The 19,901-nt window shown below is 70.9% G+C and carries 20 protein-coding genes; 8 read left to right on the top strand and 12 right to left on the bottom strand.

What is annotated here, in order from left to right; genetic code table 11:
• Positions 1-118: 118 nt before the first annotated feature.
• The gene (locus tag AOM03_RS03325) at positions 119-448 is read left to right on the top strand and encodes a hypothetical protein (RefSeq protein WP_062378281.1); all 330 of its coding nucleotides are present in this window, start codon (positions 119-121) and stop codon (positions 446-448) included.
• 105 nt (positions 449-553) lie between these two features.
• Here the strand turns inward: AOM03_RS03325 and AOM03_RS03320 are convergent, their stop codons facing one another.
• From AOM03_RS03320 to nadA, 4 genes are all read right to left on the bottom strand, one after another.
• The gene (locus AOM03_RS03320; protein ID WP_062378279.1) at positions 554-1,990 is read right to left on the bottom strand and encodes a leucyl aminopeptidase; all 1,437 of its coding nucleotides are present in this window, start codon (positions 1,988-1,990) and stop codon (positions 554-556) included.
• 235 nt (positions 1,991-2,225) lie between these two features.
• Positions 2,226-3,239, bottom strand: coding sequence for an aldo/keto reductase family protein (locus AOM03_RS03315; RefSeq protein WP_062378277.1), 1,014 nt, complete (start codon positions 3,237-3,239; stop codon positions 2,226-2,228).
• Positions 3,240-3,440: 201 nt separating this feature from the next.
• Positions 3,441-4,013 (bottom strand): DUF3043 domain-containing protein, encoded by a 573-nt coding sequence (locus AOM03_RS03310; RefSeq protein ID WP_062378275.1) that lies wholly within the window; start codon positions 4,011-4,013, stop codon positions 3,441-3,443.
• A 37-nt stretch (positions 4,014-4,050) separates the two neighbouring features.
• Entirely contained in the window at positions 4,051-5,256 is a 1,206-nt protein-coding gene (nadA, locus tag AOM03_RS03305) for a quinolinate synthase NadA (RefSeq protein WP_062378273.1), read from the bottom strand.
• A gap of 40 nt (positions 5,257-5,296) precedes the next feature.
• Between nadA and AOM03_RS03300 the strand changes: the two genes are divergently transcribed.
• Positions 5,297-6,394: a glycerate kinase gene (locus AOM03_RS03300; RefSeq protein WP_062378271.1), complete on the top strand. Its 1,098-nt coding sequence runs from the start codon at positions 5,297-5,299 to the stop codon at positions 6,392-6,394.
• A 52-nt stretch (positions 6,395-6,446) separates the two neighbouring features.
• Positions 6,447-6,797 carry an iron-sulfur cluster insertion protein ErpA gene (gene erpA / locus AOM03_RS03295; protein ID WP_062378264.1) on the top strand — a complete coding sequence of 117 codons (351 nt, stop codon included), beginning with the start codon at positions 6,447-6,449 and terminating at the stop codon, positions 6,795-6,797.
• Between the two features lie 16 nt (positions 6,798-6,813).
• On the opposite strand, the gene AOM03_RS03290 is transcribed toward erpA, so the two are convergent.
• The gene (locus AOM03_RS03290; protein WP_062378262.1) at positions 6,814-7,035 is read right to left on the bottom strand and encodes a sulfurtransferase TusA family protein; all 222 of its coding nucleotides are present in this window, start codon (positions 7,033-7,035) and stop codon (positions 6,814-6,816) included.
• Positions 7,032-8,162 (bottom strand): cysteine desulfurase family protein, encoded by a 1,131-nt coding sequence (locus tag AOM03_RS03285; RefSeq protein WP_227589867.1) that lies wholly within the window; start codon positions 8,160-8,162, stop codon positions 7,032-7,034. The genes AOM03_RS03290 and AOM03_RS03285 overlap by 4 nt, the downstream gene beginning before the upstream one ends.
• Before the next feature lie 32 nt (positions 8,163-8,194).
• On the opposite strand from AOM03_RS03285, the gene ctaC reads away from it, so the two are divergent.
• From ctaC to AOM03_RS03270, 3 genes are read left to right on the top strand one after another with little or no spacing between them, the layout of a single operon-like run.
• The gene (gene ctaC / locus AOM03_RS03280) at positions 8,195-9,070 is read left to right on the top strand and encodes an aa3-type cytochrome oxidase subunit II (protein WP_062378260.1); all 876 of its coding nucleotides are present in this window, start codon (positions 8,195-8,197) and stop codon (positions 9,068-9,070) included.
• Positions 9,070-10,782, top strand: coding sequence for an aa3-type cytochrome oxidase subunit I (ctaD, locus tag AOM03_RS03275; RefSeq protein ID WP_062378258.1), 1,713 nt, complete (start codon positions 9,070-9,072; stop codon positions 10,780-10,782). Before ctaC ends, ctaD begins: the two co-directional genes overlap by 1 nt.
• Before the next feature lie 12 nt (positions 10,783-10,794).
• Positions 10,795-11,196 (top strand): cytochrome c oxidase subunit 4, encoded by a 402-nt coding sequence (locus tag AOM03_RS03270; RefSeq protein WP_062378255.1) that lies wholly within the window; start codon positions 10,795-10,797, stop codon positions 11,194-11,196.
• Positions 11,197-11,378: 182 nt separating this feature from the next.
• Here AOM03_RS03270 and AOM03_RS03265 read toward each other — a convergent pair whose 3' ends face one another.
• From AOM03_RS03265 to ctaE, 5 genes are all read right to left on the bottom strand, one after another.
• The gene (locus AOM03_RS03265) at positions 11,379-11,999 is read right to left on the bottom strand and encodes a superoxide dismutase (protein WP_062378253.1); all 621 of its coding nucleotides are present in this window, start codon (positions 11,997-11,999) and stop codon (positions 11,379-11,381) included.
• Between the two features lie 239 nt (positions 12,000-12,238).
• Entirely contained in the window at positions 12,239-13,858 is a 1,620-nt protein-coding gene (qcrB, locus tag AOM03_RS03260) for a cytochrome bc1 complex cytochrome b subunit (RefSeq protein WP_062378251.1), read from the bottom strand.
• On the bottom strand, positions 13,858-14,931 hold the full coding sequence (gene qcrA, locus AOM03_RS03255; protein ID WP_062378249.1) for a cytochrome bc1 complex Rieske iron-sulfur subunit: 1,074 nt from the start codon (positions 14,929-14,931) through the stop codon (positions 13,858-13,860). The genes qcrB and qcrA overlap by 1 nt, the downstream gene beginning before the upstream one ends.
• The gene (qcrC, locus tag AOM03_RS03250; protein ID WP_062378247.1) at positions 14,928-15,716 is read right to left on the bottom strand and encodes a cytochrome bc1 complex diheme cytochrome c subunit; all 789 of its coding nucleotides are present in this window, start codon (positions 15,714-15,716) and stop codon (positions 14,928-14,930) included. Before qcrC ends, qcrA begins: the two co-directional genes overlap by 4 nt.
• 22 nt (positions 15,717-15,738) lie before the next feature.
• Positions 15,739-16,368 carry an aa3-type cytochrome oxidase subunit III gene (gene ctaE / locus AOM03_RS03245; protein ID WP_062378245.1) on the bottom strand — a complete coding sequence of 210 codons (630 nt, stop codon included), beginning with the start codon at positions 16,366-16,368 and terminating at the stop codon, positions 15,739-15,741.
• A 134-nt stretch (positions 16,369-16,502) separates the two neighbouring features.
• Between ctaE and AOM03_RS03240 the strand changes: the two genes are divergently transcribed.
• Positions 16,503-16,934 (top strand): response regulator, encoded by a 432-nt coding sequence (locus AOM03_RS03240; RefSeq protein ID WP_062378243.1) that lies wholly within the window; start codon positions 16,503-16,505, stop codon positions 16,932-16,934.
• 4 nt (positions 16,935-16,938) lie between these two features.
• Entirely contained in the window at positions 16,939-17,997 is a 1,059-nt protein-coding gene (gene trpD, locus AOM03_RS03235) for an anthranilate phosphoribosyltransferase (RefSeq protein WP_062378240.1), read from the top strand.
• Here trpD and AOM03_RS03230 read toward each other — a convergent pair.
• Complete coding sequence (locus tag AOM03_RS03230) at positions 17,994-19,733, bottom strand: DEDD exonuclease domain-containing protein (RefSeq protein ID WP_082092055.1); 1,740 nt, start codon at positions 19,731-19,733, stop codon at positions 17,994-17,996. The two genes, trpD and AOM03_RS03230, sit on opposite strands and share 4 nt — an antisense overlap.
• Between the last annotated feature and the right edge of the window lie 168 nt (positions 19,734-19,901).

Below are 19,901 nucleotides of genomic sequence, written 5' to 3'. Positions count from 1 at the left end.
TGCCACCTCAGAGGGGGATGTCAGGACCAAGGGCCCGGCCGGTCCCGGAACGCGCTTCCTGGCACGCCGCGCCACCCCGCGTGCGCCCTCCGGTGGCGCACCTCGCTACGCTTGCTCCATGGGTCTGTTCTCGAGGAAGCCACGCGCCAAGGCCACGCCCGCACAGTCCGGGCAGAAGGAGGCCAAGGGCGAGACGATCGCCCACCTCAAGGAGTTCGTGCAGTCCCACGCCGGCTGCGAGGCCTTCATCGAGCCGCCGACGCGCGTCACCCAGACCACCGTCGTGGTGGTCGCGGACTCGGGCGAGTGGACGCGGCGCCGCGTCCCCGACGAGGCGACCGCGCGCAAGCTCGCGCAGCAGTTCGGCATCCCCGCCTTCGACGTCAACCTGTCGGGCTACCCCTCGCGGATGCGCGAGTGGAACGAGAAGAACCGCAAGCGTCTCTGACGCAGGAGCCGGCGACCCCTCGCACGGGTCCCGCGTCCGCCCCCGACAACGCGAACGGCCCGGCCCCCCGCGAGGGGAGCCGGGCCGCGTCGCTGAGCGAGACGGTTACGCGGTCGCGCGCGTCTCGAGGTAGCGGAACAGGGTGCGCACGGCGACGCCGGTCGAGCCCGCGGTGTTGAGGCTCCACGGCTTGCCCTCGTTGTAGGCCGGGCGCGCGATGTCGAGGTGCGCCCACGGGGTGTCGCCCACGAACTCGCTGAGGAACACGCCCGCGGAGAGCATGCCGCCGGCGGGGCCGGCGATGTTCTGCAGGTCGGCGATCTTGGAGTCGAGGTCCGCGCGCAGGTGCTTGGGCAGCGGCATGGGCCACATCGCCTCGTCCACCTCGTCGGCCGCGGCGACCACCGCGTCGCGGATCTCGGGGGTGCCCATGACGCCGGAGGTGCGGACGCCGAGCGCCACGCCCTGGGCGCCGGTGAGCGTCGCGACGTCGAGGACCACGGCGGGGTTCTCCTCGCAGGCGCGGACCAGGCCGTCGGCCATGACCAGGCGACCCTCGGCGTCGGTGTTGAGCACCTCGACGGTGGTGCCGCCGTACTGGCGGATCACGTCGGAGGGGCGCTGGGCCGTGGCGGACGGCATGTTCTCGGCGAGGCAGAGCCAGCCGGTGACGGCGATGGGGAGCTCCGCCTGGGCCGCCGCGATGACCGTGTGCAGCACGGTGGCCGCGCCGGTCATGTCGGACTTCATGGTCTCCATGGACTTCGCCGGCTTGAGCGAGATGCCGCCGGTGTCGAACGTGATGCCCTTGCCCACGAGCGCCACGGTCTCCTTGGCGCCCTCCGGGGCCCAGGCGACGCGCACCAGGCGGGGGAGCCGGGCCGAGCCCATGCCCACGGCGAGGATGCCGCCGAAGCCCTCGTCGACCAGGCGGTCGACGTCCCAGACCTCGACCTCGACGCCGGTGTCCTGGCCCAGCTCCTGGGCGATCTCCGCGAAGGAGCCCGGGAACAGGTCGAGCGGCGGGGTGTTGACCAGGTCGCGCACGCCGGAGACGGCGGCGACCAGGATCGAGGCGCGCTCGATGGCCTCGTCGGAGGCGCCGGCGATGGTCCACTCGGTGTCGGTGACGAGCGACTCGTCCGACTTGTAGTCGGTGAACGAGTAGGCGCCCAGGACGGCGCCCTCGGCCACGGCCTGCGCGGCGGCGCCCTCGGCGGGCAGGGCCACGATCACGCGCTCGGGCTTCTTGCCGACCTGGCGCGAGGCCTCGCCGGCCGCGACGCGCAGGTCCGCCTCGGTGCCCTCGCCGATGCCGACGACGACGACGCGGCGCGCGGCCACGTCCGTGCCCGGAACGACGACGACGGAACCGGCCTTGCCGGCCGCGTCGAGCGCGGTGGCGGCGGCCTCGATGGAGGCGCGGGCCTCCTCGGAGAGCTGCGGGTGGGCGGCCACGGTCTTGTCCGCGGTGAGGCCCACGATGAGTGCGTCGGCCTCGAGGCCGACGACGCTTTCGCTGGTGGTGCTGAGTGAGGTCATGGGAGAACCCTAACCGGGCCGACCGGCGCCGTCCCGGGACGATGAGACGGGAACCCGTGCATCGTCCCTCGCCGGGACGGCGCGTGCCGCTGAGAAACGGGGCCGGGGCCGGGAACCCCGGCCCGCCGCCGACCGTTCACTTCACGTGCGCCGCAAGGGGCACGCGTTTTCTCCTTTGATGCGCGAAGGCCCCGGGGATCTCCCCGGGGCCTTCGTCGTGGGTGGAGGGTGCGGCTCAGCGACCCGGCTTGGGGTTGGTCTCGACGGTGAGCCTGGGGTCGCGCACCACCTTGTCGCCCAGTGCCTCGTCGATGCGCGTCATCAGCTCCGCGGGGATCTCGACGCCGGACGCCTTGGCGTTGTCGCGCACCTGCTCGGGGCGCGAGGCGCCGATGATCGCGGCCGCGACGTTGTCGTTCTGCAGCACCCACGCGAGGGCGAGCTGCGCCATGGTGAGGCCCAGCTCGTCGGCGATGGGCTGGAGCAGCTGGACACGCTCGAGCAGCTCCTGGTCCTCGAGGAAGCGGGCGATCATCCGCTTCCCGCCCTTCTCGTCCGTCGCGCGCGAGCCGGCCGGCGCGGCCTGGCCGGGCTTGTACTTGCCGGTGAGGACGCCCTGGGCGACGGGGGACCAGACGATCTGCGACAGGCCGCACTCCTGCGACGCGGGGACCACCTCGTCCTCGATGACGCGCCACAGCATCGAGTACTGCGGCTGCGAGGAGATGAGCTGAATGTTGAGCTCCTTGGCGAGCACCGACGCGGCGCGGATCTGGTCCGCGGTCCACTCGGACACGCCGATGTAGAGGGCCTTGCCCTGGCGCACGGTGTCCGCGAACGCGATCATCGTCTCCTCGAGCGGCGTGTCGTGGTCGTAGCGGTGCGCCTGGTAGAGGTCCACGTAGTCGGTCTGGAGGCGCGTCAGCGAGCCGTTGATGGACTCCATGATGTGCTTGCGCGACAGGCCCGTGTCGTTCGCGCCCTTGGGGCCTACGGGCCAGTAGACCTTGGTGAAGATCTCGAGGCTCTCGCGACGCTCGCCCTTGAGGATGTCGCCCAGCACCGCCTCCGCGGCGGTGTTCGCGTACACGTCCGCGGTGTCGAACGAGGTGATGCCCACGTCGAGCGCGGCCTTGACGCACGCGGCCGCGGCGTCGTTCTCGACCTGCGAGCCGTGGGTGAGCCAGTTGCCGTAGGTGAGCTCGGTGATCTTGAGTCCGGAGTTTCCGAGGTAGCGGTATTCGACCATGCCGCCCACCCTAGCGAGGCCGCGGGGCGGCCCCTGCACCGTCCCGCGTCACCCCTCCACACAAGAAATCACCCCTCCACACAAGAAATCACCCCTCCACACGGCCGTCGGCGTGTCGCGCGGCGTGTCTCGCCCGACGCGGGCGAAACGGGTCCGTGCGACGGCCTGGCGTGTGGAGGGGTGATCTGGGTGAGAGAAGACTCAGACGGGGAACTCGCCGCGCTTGACCACGGGCTTGGGCACGCGGAAGCGGCGGATGTTGAGGTGGCGCGCGATGACGTAGAAGACCCAGCCGCGCGGCATGCGGCCGGCACCGAACTTGCCGTCGAACGCCTTACGGATGCGACGGATCATCAGGAACGTGTCCACCGCGACGACCAGCACGAGCGTGTAGAAGAGGATGATGAGCCCGAAGCCGGCGTAGCTTGAGGCCGGCACCATCAGCGACAGCACCACGAAGACGATCGACAGCGGCAGCAGGAACTCGCCCAGGCCGGTGCGGGCGTCGACGTAGTCGCGCAGGAAGCGGCGCTCCGGGCCGCGGTGCTCGAGCGGCATGTTGCGCTCGTCGCCGCGGCGCATCGCCTGGTACTCCTTCTCGCGCATCTCGCGCTGGCGCTCCCGCTGGGCCTTCTTGGCGGCTTTGGTGTCGGCGATGACGGGGCGGCGGCGCGCGGCCTCCTGCTCCTTGCGCTTGGGCGTGGGACGGCCCTTGCCGACGGGGTTCTCGGCGCCGTCGGCGCCCGGGGTCTCGGGGGTGTTCTGCTCGGTCATGGTGTCAGGGGCGGCGTCGCCCCGGCAATCCTTACTGTCAGTCCTTGGCGGGGTTGGTGGCGGGGAGGGAGAGCATCCGGTCGAGGGCGACCTTCGCGAGGCGCTGGGTCTCGTCGTCCACGACGATGCGGTTGGGCACCTCGCCCGCGACGAGCGACTCGAGCGCCCACACCAGGTGCGGGAGGTCGATCCGGTTCATCGTGGAGCAGAAGCACACCGTGTCCTCGAGGAAGTGCACGTCCTTGTCGGGGTGCGCGTTCGCCAGACGGCGCACCAGGTTGAGCTCGGTGCCGATCACCCAGGACGAGCCGGGCTCGGCCGCGTCGAGGGTCTTGATGATGTACTCGGTGGAGCCCACGTAGTCGGCGGCCGCGACCACCTCGTTGGCGCACTCCGGGTGCACCAGCACGTTGATGCCCGGCACCTTCGCGCGGATGGCCTCGACGTTCTCGAGGCGGAAGCGGCCGTGCACGGAGCAGTGGCCCTTCCACAGGATCATGCGCGCGGCCTCGACGGCCTCGGGGGTGTTGCCGCCCAGCGGCTTGCGCGGGTCCCACACGATGCAGTCGCCCAGCTCGAGGCCCAGCTGAAGGACGGCCGTGTTGCGGCCCAGGTGCTGGTCGGGCAGGAACAGCACCTTGCCGTCGCCGTCGACGCCGCCCACCTGGTCGAACGCCCAGCGCAGCGCGACCTCCGCGTTGGAGGAGGTGCACACCACGCCGCCGTGGCCGCCGCAGAACGCCTTGATGGCCGCGGTCGAGTTCATGTACGTCACGGGCACGGTGCGGGAGGCCACGCCGGCCTCCTCGAGCTGCGCCCAGCAGTCGTCGACCTGCGAGATGTTCGCCATGTCCGCCATCGAGCAGCCGGCCGCCATGTCCGGCAGCACCACGGCCTGGTCGTCGGAGGTGAGGATGTCCGCGGACTCGGCCATGAAGTGCACGCCGCAGAACACGATGAAGTCCGCCTCGGGACGCGCCGCCGCGTCGCGCGCGAGCTTGAACGAGTCGCCGGTGACGTCCGCGAACTGGACCACCTCGTCGCGCTGGTAGTGGTGGCCGAGGATGAAGACGCGGTCTCCCAGGGTCTCCTTGGCGGCACGCACCCGCTCGACGAGGTCGGGGTCCGACGCCGGCGGCAGCCCGCCCGGGCAGTCGACTCCGCGCTCGGACAGCGGGTCGCGGCGCTCGCCCAGGAGCAGCAGCGCAGGGGACAGCGAGGGCTCATGGAACGTCTGGGTCATTCGTGCATTGTCTCACGGCGGGCACGGCACACTGGTGGCCATGCGTGCCGCCGTCGCCGCCCTCGGGTGGCCCTCCGACGACCTTTCCGACCCCTCCGTCCTCGGCCCCTCCGCCACCGCGGAGGCCGTGCGTGAGGCGTGGCTCGCCGCCACGCCCGGCGTCGATCTCACGGTCGTGCCCTTCCCCGACGGCGGTCCTACCAGCGCCGATGCGCTGGCCGGGGTCCGCGCCGCAGTGTCCCCTGGGGTGGAAGGGCTCAGGGTGGGAGAGACGCTGGTGCTCGCGCCCGCCACGGGCGGGCGCTGGGACCCTGTCGCGCTCGCCGATGCCCTGGTCGCCCTGGCGGTCGCCGGCGAGACGGCGACGATCGCCGTCCCGGTGGGCGACGCGGATCCCGCCGGGGACGCGGCGGCGCTGTGGCAGGCGGCAGAGCTAGGGGAGTCGGTAGAGCCGCGGGGGGCGGCGGATCGCCGCGACGGCGCCGACCGATCGGGCGGCGCGGTCGCGGGGCTCGAGCGACTGCGCGCGGCGCTCGCCGGGCTGCGCGTCACGGTGCTCACCACGTCCCGCCGACCCCTGCTGGGATTCCAGGGCATGAGTGCCGCCACCCGCGACGGACGCGAGGGCGACGCGGCGCTGGCCGCCGCGGCCCAGGCCCAGGAGGAGCGTTGGACGGCACTCGCCCGCGGGGGTGACGCGCTGGCGGGCGCCGCCGGCCCCGGGCCCGCCCGGTCGCTCATCGGCCCCACCCGCCTGTCCGACCAGCCCGGATCGGGCGCGGCCGGGGGGCTGGCGTACGCGCTCGCCGCGGCCGGCGCCCGCATCGTCCCCGCCGGCCCCACCCTCGCGCGCCTCACCGGCCTGGCCGAGGCGGCCGCCGCCGCGGACCTCGTCGCCGCGGTGGTCCCGGCCCTCGACTCGGGCGAGCTCGACGAGCGCGGGGTGGCCGTCGCATCGTCCCTCGCCGCCGCGCGCGGCGTGCCGTGCGTGGCCGCCGCCGGCATCGTGGCGGTGGGCCGGCGCGACCTGATGGCCGGGGGAGTGGCCGGCGCGCACGAGGGCCGCCCGGGCCTCGAGGGCCTCGCCGATCAGGTGCGACGCCTCGCCCACACCTGGACGCCGGGAACTAGGGAATAGCCCCCGCGCGTCGTACGCTGGTAGAACCATCCCCGAGAGAGAGGAGGCGCCTATGACTGACACGGCTACCGAGTCGACCCACGGCGTCGTCATCACCGATGCCGCGGCGGCCAAGGTGAAGAGCCTGCTGGAGCAGGAGGGCCGCGACGACCTTCGTCTGCGTCTCGCGGTGCAGCCCGGCGGCTGCTCCGGTCTCATCTATCAGCTGTACTTCGACGAGCGCTCGCTCGACGGGGACGCGATCCGCGACTTCGACGGTGTCGAGGTCGTCGTGGACCGCATGTCGGTGCCCTACCTCGATGGCGCGACCATCGACTTCTCGGACACGATCGAGAAGCAGGGCTTCACCATCGACAACCCCAACGCGGCGAATTCGTGCGCGTGCGGAGACTCGTTCAGCTGAGCCGCTCGGACGGCTCCTAGCTCAGGCGGACGGTGAGGGCGAAAGCCCCACCGTCCGTCTCCTTTTCCCCCACGAACGTGTGGCCCGTCATCCGGGCCCACGCGGGCACGTCGAGCCGGGCGGCCACGTCCGTGCAAGTCACCGTGAGCTCCGTGCCGGGCGCGGCGCCCTTCGCCGCCTTCGCGAGCTCGATCACGGGCAGCGGGCACAGCAGTCCGCGGGCGTCGACCTGGATCACAGCGCCGGCGCCCCCGCCTGCTCCCTCAGCCGGGCGACGATGCGCGGCATCACCTCGAGGAAGCGCGTCGCCTGGGCCTCGGTGACGCCCGGGTGGAGGCCCAGGCGCACGTTGCCGTGGCTGAGCGCGCCGATCGACGCGAGCACCCGGCTGGGCTCGAGCGTGCTCGACGTGCACGCGGACCCGGACCCCACCGCGATGCCCTCGCGGTCCAGGCTGGTCAGCAGCGCCTCGCCGTCGACGTAGAGGCAGGAGAAGGTGACGATGTGCGGGAGGCGCTCGTCCGGATCGCCCACCACATCGACGCCCGGCCAGGAGGCCGCGGCCGTCCTGATGCGGTCGACCATCGCCCGCAGGCGGGCGTCCGTCGTCGCCATGGTCTCGAGGCGCTCCTGGAGCGCGACGGCGGCGGCGAGCGTCCCGGGCACGCTCACGCCGCCGGGCGCCCAGTCGTCGCCCTCGGGCCACACGGGCAGCCACCGGGTCGAGGGGCGCAGCGCCACGATGCCGAGCCCGGCAGGGCCGCCCCAGTCCGCGGCGTTGCCTACGACCGCGTCCCACCGCGCGGGGGCGGGGACGTGACCCAGGGTGGCGGTCGCGTCGACCACGAGCGGGACCCTCGCCGCGGCGGTGAGGTCCGCGATCGCCTCGAGGCGCTGCAGCGTGCCGATCTCGTGGTTGCCGTGCTGCACGGCCGCGAGCGCGACGTCGGGCACGCACAGCTCGTCCGCGAGGCGGTCGAGGTCCACGTGACCCAGGGAGTCGACCGGGAGCAGCGTGACGTTGCCGGCGGTCATGTGCCGCGCGGCGTGGAGCGTCGCGTCGCGCTCGATCGCGGAGGCGAGGATCCGGTCGCGGCCCCGGCGGGCGGCATTGATGCCGGCGATGACGCGCTCGAGGGCCAGGTGGGCCGACGGCGCGAGGTGGACGTGCTCGGGGCGGGCGCCCAGCGCATCGGCGAAGGCGGCGCGGGCGCCGTCGAGGAGGGCCAGGGACCGGCGGGACTCGGTGTGGAGGCGGGCCGGGTCGGCCCAGCCCTCGGCCAATCCGGCCTGGAATGCCTCGATTGTGCGCTTTGTGAGGGGGGCGGAACCGGAGGCATCGAGGAACATTCGGGCGACCTGCATGCCATAAGGGTAATGCGCGCTACTATGCCCATGTGTCCCCCCAAAGACGTCGCAGCGCGCTATCAAAGTCCCTGGCAGGTGCAGGCGGTCTGGGACTGACGTCCCTGCTCGCCGGATGCGCCGGCGAGATGGAGAACGGCTTCCTTCCCAGCACCCCGGAGATCACCAATCAGACGGGTCGGATCATCACGCTCTGGAACGGGGCGTGGATCGCGGCGATCGTCGTCGGCGTGATCACCTGGGGCCTGATGCTCTGGTGCGTCGCGGCGTACCGCAAGCGCAAGGCGGACAACAAGCTGCCCGTCCAGACGCGGGCCAACGTGCCGCTCGAGCTGATGTACACGATCGTGCCGCTGCTCATGGTGGGCGTGCTGTTCAAGTTCACGGCCGAGGCCGCCTGGGAGATCACGGACAACACCGCGGAGGCGGACGTCCACATCAACGTGGTGGGCAAGCAGTGGAGCTGGGACTTCAACTACGTCGACGACGACGTGTACGACCCCGGGGTGCAGGCCTACCTCACCGGCGAGGAGGGCGTCGAGGAGACGCTGCCCACGCTGTACCTGCCCGTGGGGGAGCGGGTCGAGTTCACGCTCGACTCGCGCGACGTCATCCACTCCTTCTGGATCCCCGCGTTCCTCTACAAGGAGGACGTGATCCCGGGCATCACCAACACGTTCCAGGTGATCCCCCAGGAGGAGGGGATGTATCAGGGCAAGTGCGCGGAGCTGTGCGGCGAGTACCACGCGTCCATGCTCTTCAACGTCGCGGTCGTGTCGCGCGACGAATACGAGGCCCGCATGCAGGAGCTGCGTGACGAGGGCTACACCGGGCAGATCGGCGTCGACGAGTACAGCCGCGACCAGGTGGTCCGGATCACCGAGGAGCACGAGGAGGAGGACGCCTGATGGCTACCGTCCCCTACGAGGCCGGCGGCGACGACCGCGACCGCACCATCCCCGCCGCACCCACGCGGTCGGGTTCGCAGGTGATCAAGTGGATCACCTCGACCGACCACAAGACCATCGGCTACATGTACCTGGCCACGTCGTTCTTCTTCTTCATCGTGGGGGGCGTGCTCGCGCTGCTGATCCGGGCGGAGCTGTTCCAGCCCGGGATGAACGTGGTGCAGTCGGCCGAGCAGTACAACCAGCTGTTCACCATGCACGGCACGATCATGCTGCTGCTGTTCGCGACACCGCTCTTCGCGGGCTTCGCGAACGTCATCATGCCGCTGCAGATCGGGGCGCCCGACGTGGCATTCCCGCGCCTCAACATGCTGGCGTACTGGCTGTACCTGTTCGGCGGCATCATCGCCATGGCGGGCTTCTTCACCCCCCAGGGCGCGGCCTCCTTCGGCTGGTTCGCCTACGCGCCGCTGTCGAACTCCGTGTACTCGCCCGGCGTGGGCGGCGACCTGTGGGTCTTCGGCCTCGCGATGGGCGGATTCGGCACCATCCTGGGCGCGGTCAACTTCATCACCACCATCGTGACGATGCGCGCGCCCGGCATGACCATGTTCCGGATGCCCATCTTCGTGTGGAACACGCTGGTCACCTCGATGCTGGTGCTGCTCGCGTTCCCGCCGCTGGCCTCCGCGCTGTTCGCGCTGGGCGCCGACCGCGTCCTGGGCGCGCAGGTGTTCAACCCCGACAACGGCGGCGCCATCCTGTGGCAGCACCTGTTCTGGTTCTTCGGCCATCCCGAGGTGTACATCATCGCCCTGCCGTTCTTCGGCATCGTCTCCGAGATCCTGCCGGTGTTCTCGCGCAAGCCGCTGTTCGGCTACCACGGCCTGGTCTACGCCACCATCGCGATCGCGGCGCTGTCCGTCACGGTGTGGGCGCACCACATGTACGTCACCGGCGCGGTCCTGCTGCCGTTCTTCGCCTTCATGACCATGCTCATCGCGGTGCCCACCGGCGTGAAATTCTTCAACTGGATCGGCACCATGTGGGGCGGCAAACTCACCTTCGAGACACCCATGCTCTGGTCGATCGGCTTCCTGGTCACCTTCCTGCTGGGCGGCCTCACCGGCGTGATCCTCAGCTCGCCGGTCCTCGACTTCCCGCTGTCCGACTCCTACTTCGTGGTGGCGCACTTCCACTACGTCGTGTTCGGCACCGTGGTGTTCGCGATGTTCGCAGGCTTCTACTTCTGGTGGCCCAAGTTCACGGGCCGGATGCTCGACGAGCGCCTGGGCAAGATCCACTTCTGGCTGCTCTTCGTGGGCTTCCACACGACGTTCCTGGTTCAGCACGTGCTGGGCATGGACGGCATGCCGCGCCGCTACGTGGACTACCTCGCGGAGGACGGCTTCACGGTCCTCAACCAGGTGTCGACCGTGGGCGCCGTCATCCTCGCGCTGTCGACGCTGCCGTTCCTGTGGAACGTGTACGCGACCTCGCGCAAGGCGCCCAAGGTCGAGGTCGACGACCCGTGGGGCTTCGGCAACTCGCTCGAGTGGGCCACCTCATGCCCCCCGCCGCGCCACAACTTCACGTCCATCCCGCGCATCCGCTCCGAGCGCCCCGCGTTCGACCTCCATCACCCGGGGGCGGCCGCGCGCGACCACTACCAGGCGGAGCGCGATCACACCGATCACGCGCCGGTCCAGTAAGGGAGCTGCCGCATGCGCACCGAGGCCCGGATTTTCATCATCCCCGCCGCGTTCTTCATCGTGTCCGGGGTGGCGTACGGGATCTTCACCGACTTCTCCGAGTGGGTGGGGCTCACGGCGATCCTGCTGACCTTCGCGATGTTCGTGATGGTGGGCGTCTACTTCACGATGCTCGCGAGGCGCCACGGCGCCCGGCCGGAGGACTCCGAGGACGGCGAGATCGCCGACCACGCCGGCGAGCAGGGCGTGTTCGCCCCGTGGAGCTGGTGGCCGCTGGTGTGCGCCCTGGGCGCCGCGCTGGCGTTCGTGGCGCTCGCCGTGGGCTGGTGGATCATGGTCCCGGCGGGAGTGGTCGGCACCATCGGGCTCATCGGCTGGGTGATGGAGTACTCGACGGGCCAGCACGCGCACTGAGCGCGCCCACCCGCCGGCCCACGCGGCCACCTTCTCGAATGGGTAGCTGATTGTCGCTTCTGGCGAATCGGTGCGCCTGAGGGGTAGCTGGTTGTCGTTTCGGCCGGGCACGCAAAAGGGACGGCCCCTCCGCGAGGAGGGACCGCCCCAAGCGCAGGTCGCGCGAGATGCGCGCCGCCGGGTCACATGACGATGAGCCCCTGGGTCGCGGTCGCGGTGATGAAGCGCTGCTGCACGTTCGCCCAGTCCACGACGTTCCACCAGGCCTTGACGTAGTCGGCCTTGACGTTGCGGTACTGCAGGTAGAACGCGTGCTCCCACATGTCGAGCATGAGCAGCGGGATGAGCCCCACGGGGACGTTGCCCTGCTGGTCGTACAGCTGCACGATGACGAGCTTCTTGCCGATCGTGTCCCACGCGAGGATCGACCAGCCGGAGCCCATGATCGTCATCGCGTTGTTCGTGAAGTGCGCACGGAACTTGTCGAAGGACCCGAAGTGCTCGTCGAGCGCGGCCGCGAGATCCCCGGTGGGCTTGTCGCCGCCCTCGGGGGACATGTTGGTCCAGAAGATGGAGTGGTTGGTGTGACCGCCCAGGTTGAAGGCGAGGGCCTTCTCCAGGCCGGCGATCGGGCCGAAGTTGTCCGTGTCGCGCGCCTCGGCCATCTTCTCGAGCGCGGTGTTGGCGCCCGCGACGTACGCGGCGTGGTGCTTGCTGTGGTGGAGCTCCATGATCTCGCCCGCGATGTGCGGGTCCAGGGCGCCGTAGTCGTAGGACAGATCGGGCAGCGTGTAGTCGGCCATTCTTCCTCCATGCAGGGGTCCCGAACCGGCGTCGGAACGGGGTTGTTTCCGGGGACGTCTCCGAGCCTAGCGGTGGCGTCGGCCGCAGAGGTGCACCCGTGTCAACCTCGGCACCTGCCAGGGCATTCCCTCCCCGGGTGACCGTCGCATCGTCCCGTGGCACACCTGTGCACGAGGGCGCCAGGAACGGCGAAGGGCGCCCCGTCGCCGGGGCGCCCCTCGCCGTGTGCCAGGGTGCGTCAGTGGTGCTCGGAGCGGGCCTTCTCGAGGTCCTCCGGGGTCACCGGCGAGATGCGCTCCTCGAAGTAGAAGCGCGACAGGCGCTGCTTGAAGCGATCCCAGCGGTAGCCCTTGCGGCGCACGCCGCGGTCGTTGAACTCGGGCTCGATGTCGAGGGGCGCTCGGTCCTCGTAGTTGACCCGCAGCCACAGCTCCTGCGCGTCGAGCGGCTCGTGCACCTCGACGTACTCGCCGTGCTCGTGGCGGACGATGCGGCCCGTCTCCTTGCCGTGGAGCACCAGCTCGCGGTCCTTGCGCTGGAGGCCCAGGCACAGGCGCTTGGTGATCCAGAAGGAGAGCGGCGGGAACACGAAGATCGCGACCCGGAGGAAGTACGTGAGGTCGTTGAGCGACAGACTGAACAGGTTGGCGATGATGTCGTTGCAGCCCTCGAGCACCAGCACCACGTAGAACGTGATGAGCGCGACGCCGATGCCGGTGCGGACCGGCGCGTTGCGCGGGCGGTCGAGCACGTGCTTCTCGCTCTTGTCGCCGGTCGCCCAGGACTCGATCCACGGGTACAGCGCGAGGAAGCCGAAGAACAGGCCCGGCAGGATCACCGCGGGGATGAGGATGTTCCACGACAGCGTGTAGCCGAAGATCTCCCACTCGGTGGGGAGGCCGAAGATCCAGCCCGGCATGAGGCGCAGGCCGCCGTCGATGAACAGGATGTACCAGTCGGGCTGGGTGCCCGCGGACACCGGCGACGGGTCGTAGGTGCCGTAGTGCCACACCGGGTTGATGGTGAAGACGGCCGCCACCAGGGCAACCACGCCGAACACCACGAAGAAGAAGCCGCCGGCCTTGGCGACGTACACCGGGAACAGGGGCAGGCCCACCACGTTGCGGTGGGTGCGGCCGCCGCCGGGGTACTGGGTGTGCTTGTGCAGGAACACCAGGAACAGGTGCAGCGCGATGAGTCCCAGGATGAGGCCGGGGACCAGCAGCACGTGCGCGGTGAACAGGCGCGGGATGATGGCCTCGCCGGGGAACTCGCCGCCGAAGACCCAGTACGAGAGGTACTCGCCCAGGATCGGGATCGAGCGGAGCACGCCTTCGATGATGCGCAGGCCGTTGCCCGAGAGCACGTCGTCCGGCAGCGAGTAGCCGGTGAAGCCGGCCGCGAGGGACAGGATCATCAGGGTGAAGCCCACGAGCCAGTTGAGCTCGCGCGGCTTGCGGAACGCGCCGGTGAAGAACACGCGCGCCATGTGGGTCACGATCGCGGCCGTGAACAGCAGTGCCGCCCAGTGGTGGATCTGGCGCATCAGCAGGCCGCCGGGCACCTCGAACGACAAGTGGAGCGTCGAGGCGAACGCCTCGGACATCTCGGTGCCCTGCATCGTCTCGAGCGGACCGTCGTAGATCACCGGAGTCACGGAGGGCACGAAGAATGCCGTGAGGAACACGCCCGAGATGAGCAGGATGACGAACGAGTACAGCGCGATCTCGCCCAGCATGAACGACCAGTGGTCGGGGAAGAGCTTGCGCGCGAAGAACTTGACGAACGCGCCGATCGAGGTGCGCTCGTCGACGTAGTTCGCGGTGCCCCCCGCGACCTTCTGCACCGTGCCGGCCATCAGTGATCGCCTCCCTCGGACTCCGAGAGTCCATCGGACGTCTGGCCCAGCCGGTTCCAGTACGAGGGCCCGATGGGCTCGTGGAAGTCGGACCTGGCCACGATGTACCCTTCGTCGTCCACCGCGATGGGGAGCTGGGGGAGCGGCCGCTTGGCCGGCCCGAAGACCACCTTGGCGCCGTCGGCCACGTCGAACGTCGACTGGTGGCAGGGGCACAGGAGGTGGTGCGTCTGCTGCTCGTACAGGGCGACGGGGCAGCCGACGTGCGTGCAGATCTTCGAGTAGGCGACGATGCCGTCGAAGGACCAGTCCTCCTTGCCCTCCTGGACCTTGAGGTCCTGGGGGTCGAGGCGGATGAGCAGGACGACGGCCTTGGCCTTCTCCTCGAGCATGTGGTGCTCGAGGTCGTTGAGGCCGTCGGGGATGACGTGGAAGACCGAGCCGATGGTGACGTCCGCCGCGCGGATGGGAGTGCCATCCGGGTCGCGCGTGAGGCGCATGCCCTGGCGCCACATGGTGTGCGCGAACTTCTTGGTGTTCCAGTCGCCGCCCATGTTGCCCAGCTGTGGCACCAGTGCCGCGAGGGGCGCGAGCAGCAGCGCCGACAGCCCGGTGCCCACGAGCAGTGGGCGGCGCTTGACCCCGGAGATCCCCGAGTCCTCGACGCCGTCCTTGAGGTTCTGGATCGCGCCCTCGCGCGCCTCGTCGGACGAGCGCAGCTCGTGGCGCTCCTCGACCATCTCGTGGTCCCGCATGAGCGTCTTGGCCCAGTGGATCGCGCCGAAGCCGATGCCGGCCATCGCGAGGAAGATGCCCAGCCCGATCACCATGTTGGTGAAGCGGATGGAGGCGATCTCCTCGGTCATGTCGATGGCGAAGTAGCCGCCCACCGCGACGATGGTGCCGACGATCGACAGCGCGAACATCGCCGCGACCTGGCGCTCCGCCTTCTTGTCCGCCTTCTGGTCGACGTCCGCCTTGCGGGGCCGGTGGTACGGCAGGCCCGGGTCCTCGAAGGCGCCCGGCGACTCGCCGGTCGAGGTGGGCTCGGTCTGGTCGTCGGTGGTGCTCACGAGGAACGTGCTCCAATCCACACCGTGGCGGCGATGATGAGTCCGAGGCCGATCAGCCAGCCCCACAGGCCCTCGGCCACGGGGCCGATGGCGCCCAGCCGCAGGCCGCCCGGCGAGCCGTCGTCCTGCGCGGCGATGAAGGAGATGATGTCGCGCTTCTCGTCGGGCGTGATGTTCGCGTCGTTGAAGACGGGCATCGACTGCGGCCCGGTCAGCATGGCCTCGTACAGGTGCGTCGGCGTGGTCTCCCACAGGCCTGGCGCGAACTTGCCCTGGGTGAGGGCGCCGCCGCCGCCCACCGAGCCGTGGCACATGGCGCAGTTGGTGCGGAACAGCGCCATGCCGTTGGCGGCGTCGCCCAGCTCGGGGTCGACCTGCTCCTCCGTGGGGATCGCCGGCCCGGCGCCCAGCGAGGCGACGAAGGCCGCGAGCTGGTTGATCTGCTCCTGGGCGAACTGCGGCGCCTTGGCGGGCGCCTGCGGGCCCGACGCCTGCATGGGCATGCGGCCCGTGCCCACCTGGAAGTCCACGGCCGCGGCGCCCACGCCCACGAGCGACGGCGCGACGCCGTCCTGACCCTGGGCGTCGAGCCCGTGGCAGGAGGCGCAGTTGGCGGCGAAGAGCTTCTGTCCTTCGGTGACGTCGTCGGCCGCGACCTCCTCGGAGGCGCGCGCCTCCGTCGTCGACATCACGAAGGCGGCGATGCCGGTGATGAGGCCCAGCAAGAGGAGGACGAGCACCACCGGGGCGGCCCGATGGTAGCGGCGTCGTGCGAGCGAATGCATGTGCGTGGGGCTCCCTTGCCTGTTACTGGATGAGGTAGATCACGGCGAACAGCGCGATCCACACGACATCGACGAAGTGCCAGTAGTAGGAGACGACGATCGTGGTGGTCGCCTCGTGGCTGCCGAATTTCTTCGCGGCGAAGGACCGCGCGAGCACGAACAGCATCGCGATGAGGCCGCCGACCACGTGGAGGCCGTGGAAGCCCGTGGTGAGGTAGAAGACGGAGCCGTACGGGCTCGAGGAGATGGTGACGCCCTCGGAGATGAGCACCGCGTACTCGTACACCTGCCCGCCGATGAAGATCGAGCCCATGATGTAGGTGAGCACGAACCACTCGTGCATGCCCCACGCCCTGACATTCCACAGCGCACCCGTGCGGCGGCGCTGGTAGCGCTCGGCCGCGAACACGCCCGCCTGCGCCGTGAACGACGACAGGACCAGGATGATCGTGTTGGCGGTCGCGAACGGGATGTTGAGCAGCTCGGTCTGCTCGGCCCATATCTCCGGCACCTGCGCGCGCAGGGTGAAGTACATGGCGAACAGCCCGGCGAAGAACATGAGCTCGGAACTGAGCCACACCATGGTGCCGACGGCAACCTGATTGGGCCGAGTCGCGTGGATGGGCGACGGCGCAGCAGTGACCTGGGACATAGGTCCCATTAAAGCGCAACTGGCAGGCGTGTCACGCGATAATACGTATGTGGCGCCACATCGGTTCCCGATGTCCCTTTTGCCCCGCCGCGACCTCGTCGGGAGCGTTTCGAGGCCGTGGAAGAATGGCCGCCATGAGCGACGTGGCGAAGCACGAGTCCGGCACCACCCCGGCGGCGCGCAGGGCGCGCATCCTCCTCTACAGCGACGACCGCAACGTGCGCGAGAAGGTGCGCTTCGCCGTCGGCCCGCGCACGCACGGGCGCGAGATCGACTGGGTCGAGACCGCCACGCACGCCGCGGTGATGGGCCTGCTCGACGCCGAACGCTTCGACCTGGTGATCCTGGACGGCGAGGCCGCGAAGGTGGGCGGCATGGGGATCTGCCGGCAGATGAAGGCGGAGATCTACGAGTGCCCGCCGGTGCTCCTGCTCGTGGGGCGTCCGGGCGACGCGTGGCTCGCGACCTGGTCGGAGGCGGAGGCCGCGGTCTCCCACCCCCTCGACCCGTTCCAGGTGCGGGAGGCGGTCGACGCCTTCTTCGCCCCCGCGGATGCGGAGGCCTGAGCGCATGGGCGTCGCGGAGCCGACGATCACCGTGCAGTCCCTCCTGGCCCGCCTGGTGGCGGGCGAGGACCTCACCGCCACCGAGACGGCCGCCGTGATGGACGAGGTGCTCACGGACGCGGCCTCCCCGGTCGCGGTGGGCGCCTTCCTGGTGGCGCTGCGGGCGAAGGGGGAGACGGCCGAGGAGGTCGCGGGCCTCGCGTCCGCGATGCTCGGCCATGCCAAGCGATTCGAGGCGCCCGGGCGCGCCGTCGACATCGTGGGCACCGGCGGCGACGGGGCGCACACCGTCAACGTGTCGACCATGGCGTCGATCGTCATTGCCGGCACCGGTCTCACGGTGGTCAAGCACGGCAACCGTGCGGCGACGTCGAAGTCCGGCAGCGCCGATGTGCTGGCCGCGCTGGGCGTCAACCTCGAGCTTCCCGCGGAGCGGGTCGCGCAGCTCGCGGGCGAGGTGGGCATCACCTTCTGCTTCGCGCAGGTGTTCCACCCGTCGATGCGGTTCGCGATGCCCATCCGTCGCGAGCTGGGCATCCCCACGACCTTCAACGTCCTGGGCCCGCTGACCAACCCGGCCCAGCCGGCCGCGACGGCGATCGGCTGCGCGAGCCGTCGCCTGGCCCCGGTGCTCGCCGGCGTGGTGGCGTCCCAGGGGCGCGAGGCGCTGGTGTTCCACGGCGACGACGGCCTCGACGAGCTCGCCCCCACGGCGGCGGCGACCGTGTGGGAGGTCCGCGCGGGCGAGGTCACCGAGCTGCGGCTCGACCCCGTCGCGGATCTGGGACTCGCGCCCATCACCATCGCGGACCTGCGCGGCGGCGAGGCGGAGGAGAACGCCGCGGTGGCGCGGGCCGTGTTCGCCGGCGAGCCCGGCCCGGTGCGCGACACGGTGGTGCTCAACGCCGCCGCCGGACTGGTCGCCGACGGCACGCTGCCGGGAACCGGCGACGGGACGCTCGTGGAGCGATTCGTGGCCGGCATGGAGCATGCGGCGCGTGCGATCGACTCGGGCGCCGCCGCGGGCGTGCTCGAGCGCTGGGCCGCGGCCAGCCAGTCCTAGCGGGCGGGTTCTCCCCGGCGCCACTCGAAGGCCCCCTCGCGGTCGGCGCGGCGCGCGTCGACCCAGCGGGCGTGACGTCCGGCGCTGGCGGTGGGCATCGACCACTCGCCGTCGACGTGGAGCAGGCGCGTGCCGGGCGTCTCGATCCACCGGGACACCAGCTCGCGCTCCTCGATCAGCACCGTCTCCTCGAGGTCGAGCGTCGCGGTGCGCGCGCGCAGCCGGTCCGCCGCGGCCCACACCTGCGACCGGGACTCCACCCGCGCCGAGCCGACCAGGGCGCCGCCGCGCAGCGCGACGATGTCCCAGCCCGCCCCGTCGCCGCGCGTGGCGACGATGCCGCACCGCGCCAGCGCGTCGAGGCGCTGGGCGCGCATCGCGCCCTCGATCACGGCGCTGATGCCGTCGCGCAGCTCCGCGGCCCGTTCGTAGTCCATCGCGGCGGACCGCTCGGCGATGAGCGACTCCAGCGCGGAGACGACCGGTGTGGGGTCCTCCGCGAGAGCCGCGCGCGCGAACGCCGCCGCCTCGTCGTAGCCGGACTCCGCCCCGCGGACGCACGGCGCGGCGCACGCGCCCAGGTCCTTGAGCAGGCAGGCCCGCGCCCCCGCGCGCGGGGTGATCGGCAGGCGCGTGGTGCAGGTGCGCACGCCCAGTGCGGACTGGAGCACCTCGATGGCGAGGCGGGCGTCCGCGGCGCTGCGCATCGGCCCCAGGGCGCCGGCCGGTCGCGCCAGGGCGCGGGACACGCCCATGCGGGGGTAGCGCTCGTCCGTGAGGCGCACCCATGGGGTGCGCTCGGGCCGCGCGGACCTGCGGTTGTAGCGGGGCCGATGCTCCGCGATGAGACGCACCTCGCGCACGTTCGCCTCGAGCTCCGTGGCGCACACGATGGTGTCGACGTCGACGGCGAGGTCGAGCATCTCCCGGATCCGCCGACGCTGCTCGGCCTTGGTGAAGTACGACTTCACGCGGCTGCGCAAGTTCTTCGACGTGCCCACGTAGAGGCGCTCGCCGCGCGGTCCGCGGAAGGTGTAGACGCCCGGCTTGGCCGGCACCGCATCGGCCATCGTGGCCTTCCTGCGCAGCTTCTCCGGCATGGGATTGCGCAGGGCCTCGAGGTCCTCCCGGTGGGTGATGCCGAAGGCGGCGCACCGCTCGAGCATGCGGTGCAGGATCTCCGAGGTGGCGCGCGCGTCCTCGAGCGCCCGGTGGTTGGGCTCGACGGCGGTACCGAACACGCGCGCAAGCGTCGACAACTTCTTGTTGGGCGCCTCCTCCTTGGTGGTGGCGCGGCGCGCGAGGGTGACGGTGTCGACCACGTCGTTGCCGGGCCACGCGTACCCGTGCGTGCGGCAGGCCGTCTTGAGGAAGCCCACGTCGAACGGGGCGTTGTGCGCGACCACCACCGCGTCGCCCAGGAACTCGAGGAAGGCGGGGAGGACGGCGTCGATGCGCGGCGCGGCGACCACCATGGCGTCCGTGATGCCCGTGAGCGCCACGATCATGGGCGGGATGGGCGAGCCCGGATCCACCAGCGTCTGGAACTCGCCGATCACCTCGCCGCCACGCGTCTTCACGGCCCCGATCTCCGTGATCTGAGAGGAGGCGGGGCTGGTGCCCGTGGTCTCGAGGTCGACCGTGACGAACGTGGTGGCCGCCAGCGGCTCGCCGAAGTCCTCGAGGGCGCCCTGGCGGTGCAGGAGCTCTTCGACGGTCGAGGCGGGGCTGGTCACTCAACGAAGGTACGTCAGCCCTCCGACACCGGAGCATCGGTCCTCGTAGCGGCGGCGCGGCACGGGCCGGCGGGCGGGTGGCGGCGGGGGTGCCGGGGTCCGGGGTTGACCGTCGGGATCGAGCGTCGGGCGCGAGTGTCGGACCCCCTCCCTAGCGTCGGAGGCATG

Origin of the sequence: Demequina pelophila (genome assembly GCF_000971175.1) — a bacterium.
Classification (GTDB): Bacteria; Actinomycetota; Actinomycetes; order Actinomycetales; family Demequinaceae; genus Demequina; species Demequina pelophila.
This window is presented reverse-complemented; position numbering and strand designations above follow the sequence as displayed.

Excerpts from the sequence above, each read along its gene's own strand:
- AOM03_RS03325 (WP_062378281.1), top strand. The coding sequence starts at position 119 with ATGGGTCTGTTCTCGAGGAAGCCACGCGCCAAGGCCACGCCCGCACAG.
- AOM03_RS03320 (WP_062378279.1), bottom strand. The coding sequence starts at position 1,990 with ATGACCTCACTCAGCACCACCAGCGAAAGCGTCGTCGGCCTCGAGGCC.
- AOM03_RS03315 (WP_062378277.1), bottom strand. The coding sequence starts at position 3,239 with ATGGTCGAATACCGCTACCTCGGAAACTCCGGACTCAAGATCACCGAG.
- AOM03_RS03310 (WP_062378275.1), bottom strand. The coding sequence starts at position 4,013 with ATGACCGAGCAGAACACCCCCGAGACCCCGGGCGCCGACGGCGCCGAG.
- nadA (WP_062378273.1), bottom strand. The coding sequence starts at position 5,256 with ATGACCCAGACGTTCCATGAGCCCTCGCTGTCCCCTGCGCTGCTGCTC.
- AOM03_RS03300 (WP_062378271.1), top strand. The coding sequence starts at position 5,297 with ATGCGTGCCGCCGTCGCCGCCCTCGGGTGGCCCTCCGACGACCTTTCC.
- erpA (WP_062378264.1), top strand. The coding sequence starts at position 6,447 with ATGACTGACACGGCTACCGAGTCGACCCACGGCGTCGTCATCACCGAT.
- AOM03_RS03285 (WP_227589867.1), bottom strand. The coding sequence starts at position 8,162 with ATGCAGGTCGCCCGAATGTTCCTCGATGCCTCCGGTTCCGCCCCCCTC.
- ctaD (WP_062378258.1), top strand. The coding sequence starts at position 9,070 with ATGGCTACCGTCCCCTACGAGGCCGGCGGCGACGACCGCGACCGCACC.
- AOM03_RS03270 (WP_062378255.1), top strand. The coding sequence starts at position 10,795 with ATGCGCACCGAGGCCCGGATTTTCATCATCCCCGCCGCGTTCTTCATC.
- AOM03_RS03265 (WP_062378253.1), bottom strand. The coding sequence starts at position 11,999 with ATGGCCGACTACACGCTGCCCGATCTGTCCTACGACTACGGCGCCCTG.
- qcrB (WP_062378251.1), bottom strand. The coding sequence starts at position 13,858 with ATGGCCGGCACGGTGCAGAAGGTCGCGGGGGGCACCGCGAACTACGTC.
- qcrC (WP_062378247.1), bottom strand. The coding sequence starts at position 15,716 with ATGCATTCGCTCGCACGACGCCGCTACCATCGGGCCGCCCCGGTGGTG.
- ctaE (WP_062378245.1), bottom strand. The coding sequence starts at position 16,368 with ATGTCCCAGGTCACTGCTGCGCCGTCGCCCATCCACGCGACTCGGCCC.
- AOM03_RS03240 (WP_062378243.1), top strand. The coding sequence starts at position 16,503 with ATGAGCGACGTGGCGAAGCACGAGTCCGGCACCACCCCGGCGGCGCGC.
- trpD (WP_062378240.1), top strand. The coding sequence starts at position 16,939 with ATGGGCGTCGCGGAGCCGACGATCACCGTGCAGTCCCTCCTGGCCCGC.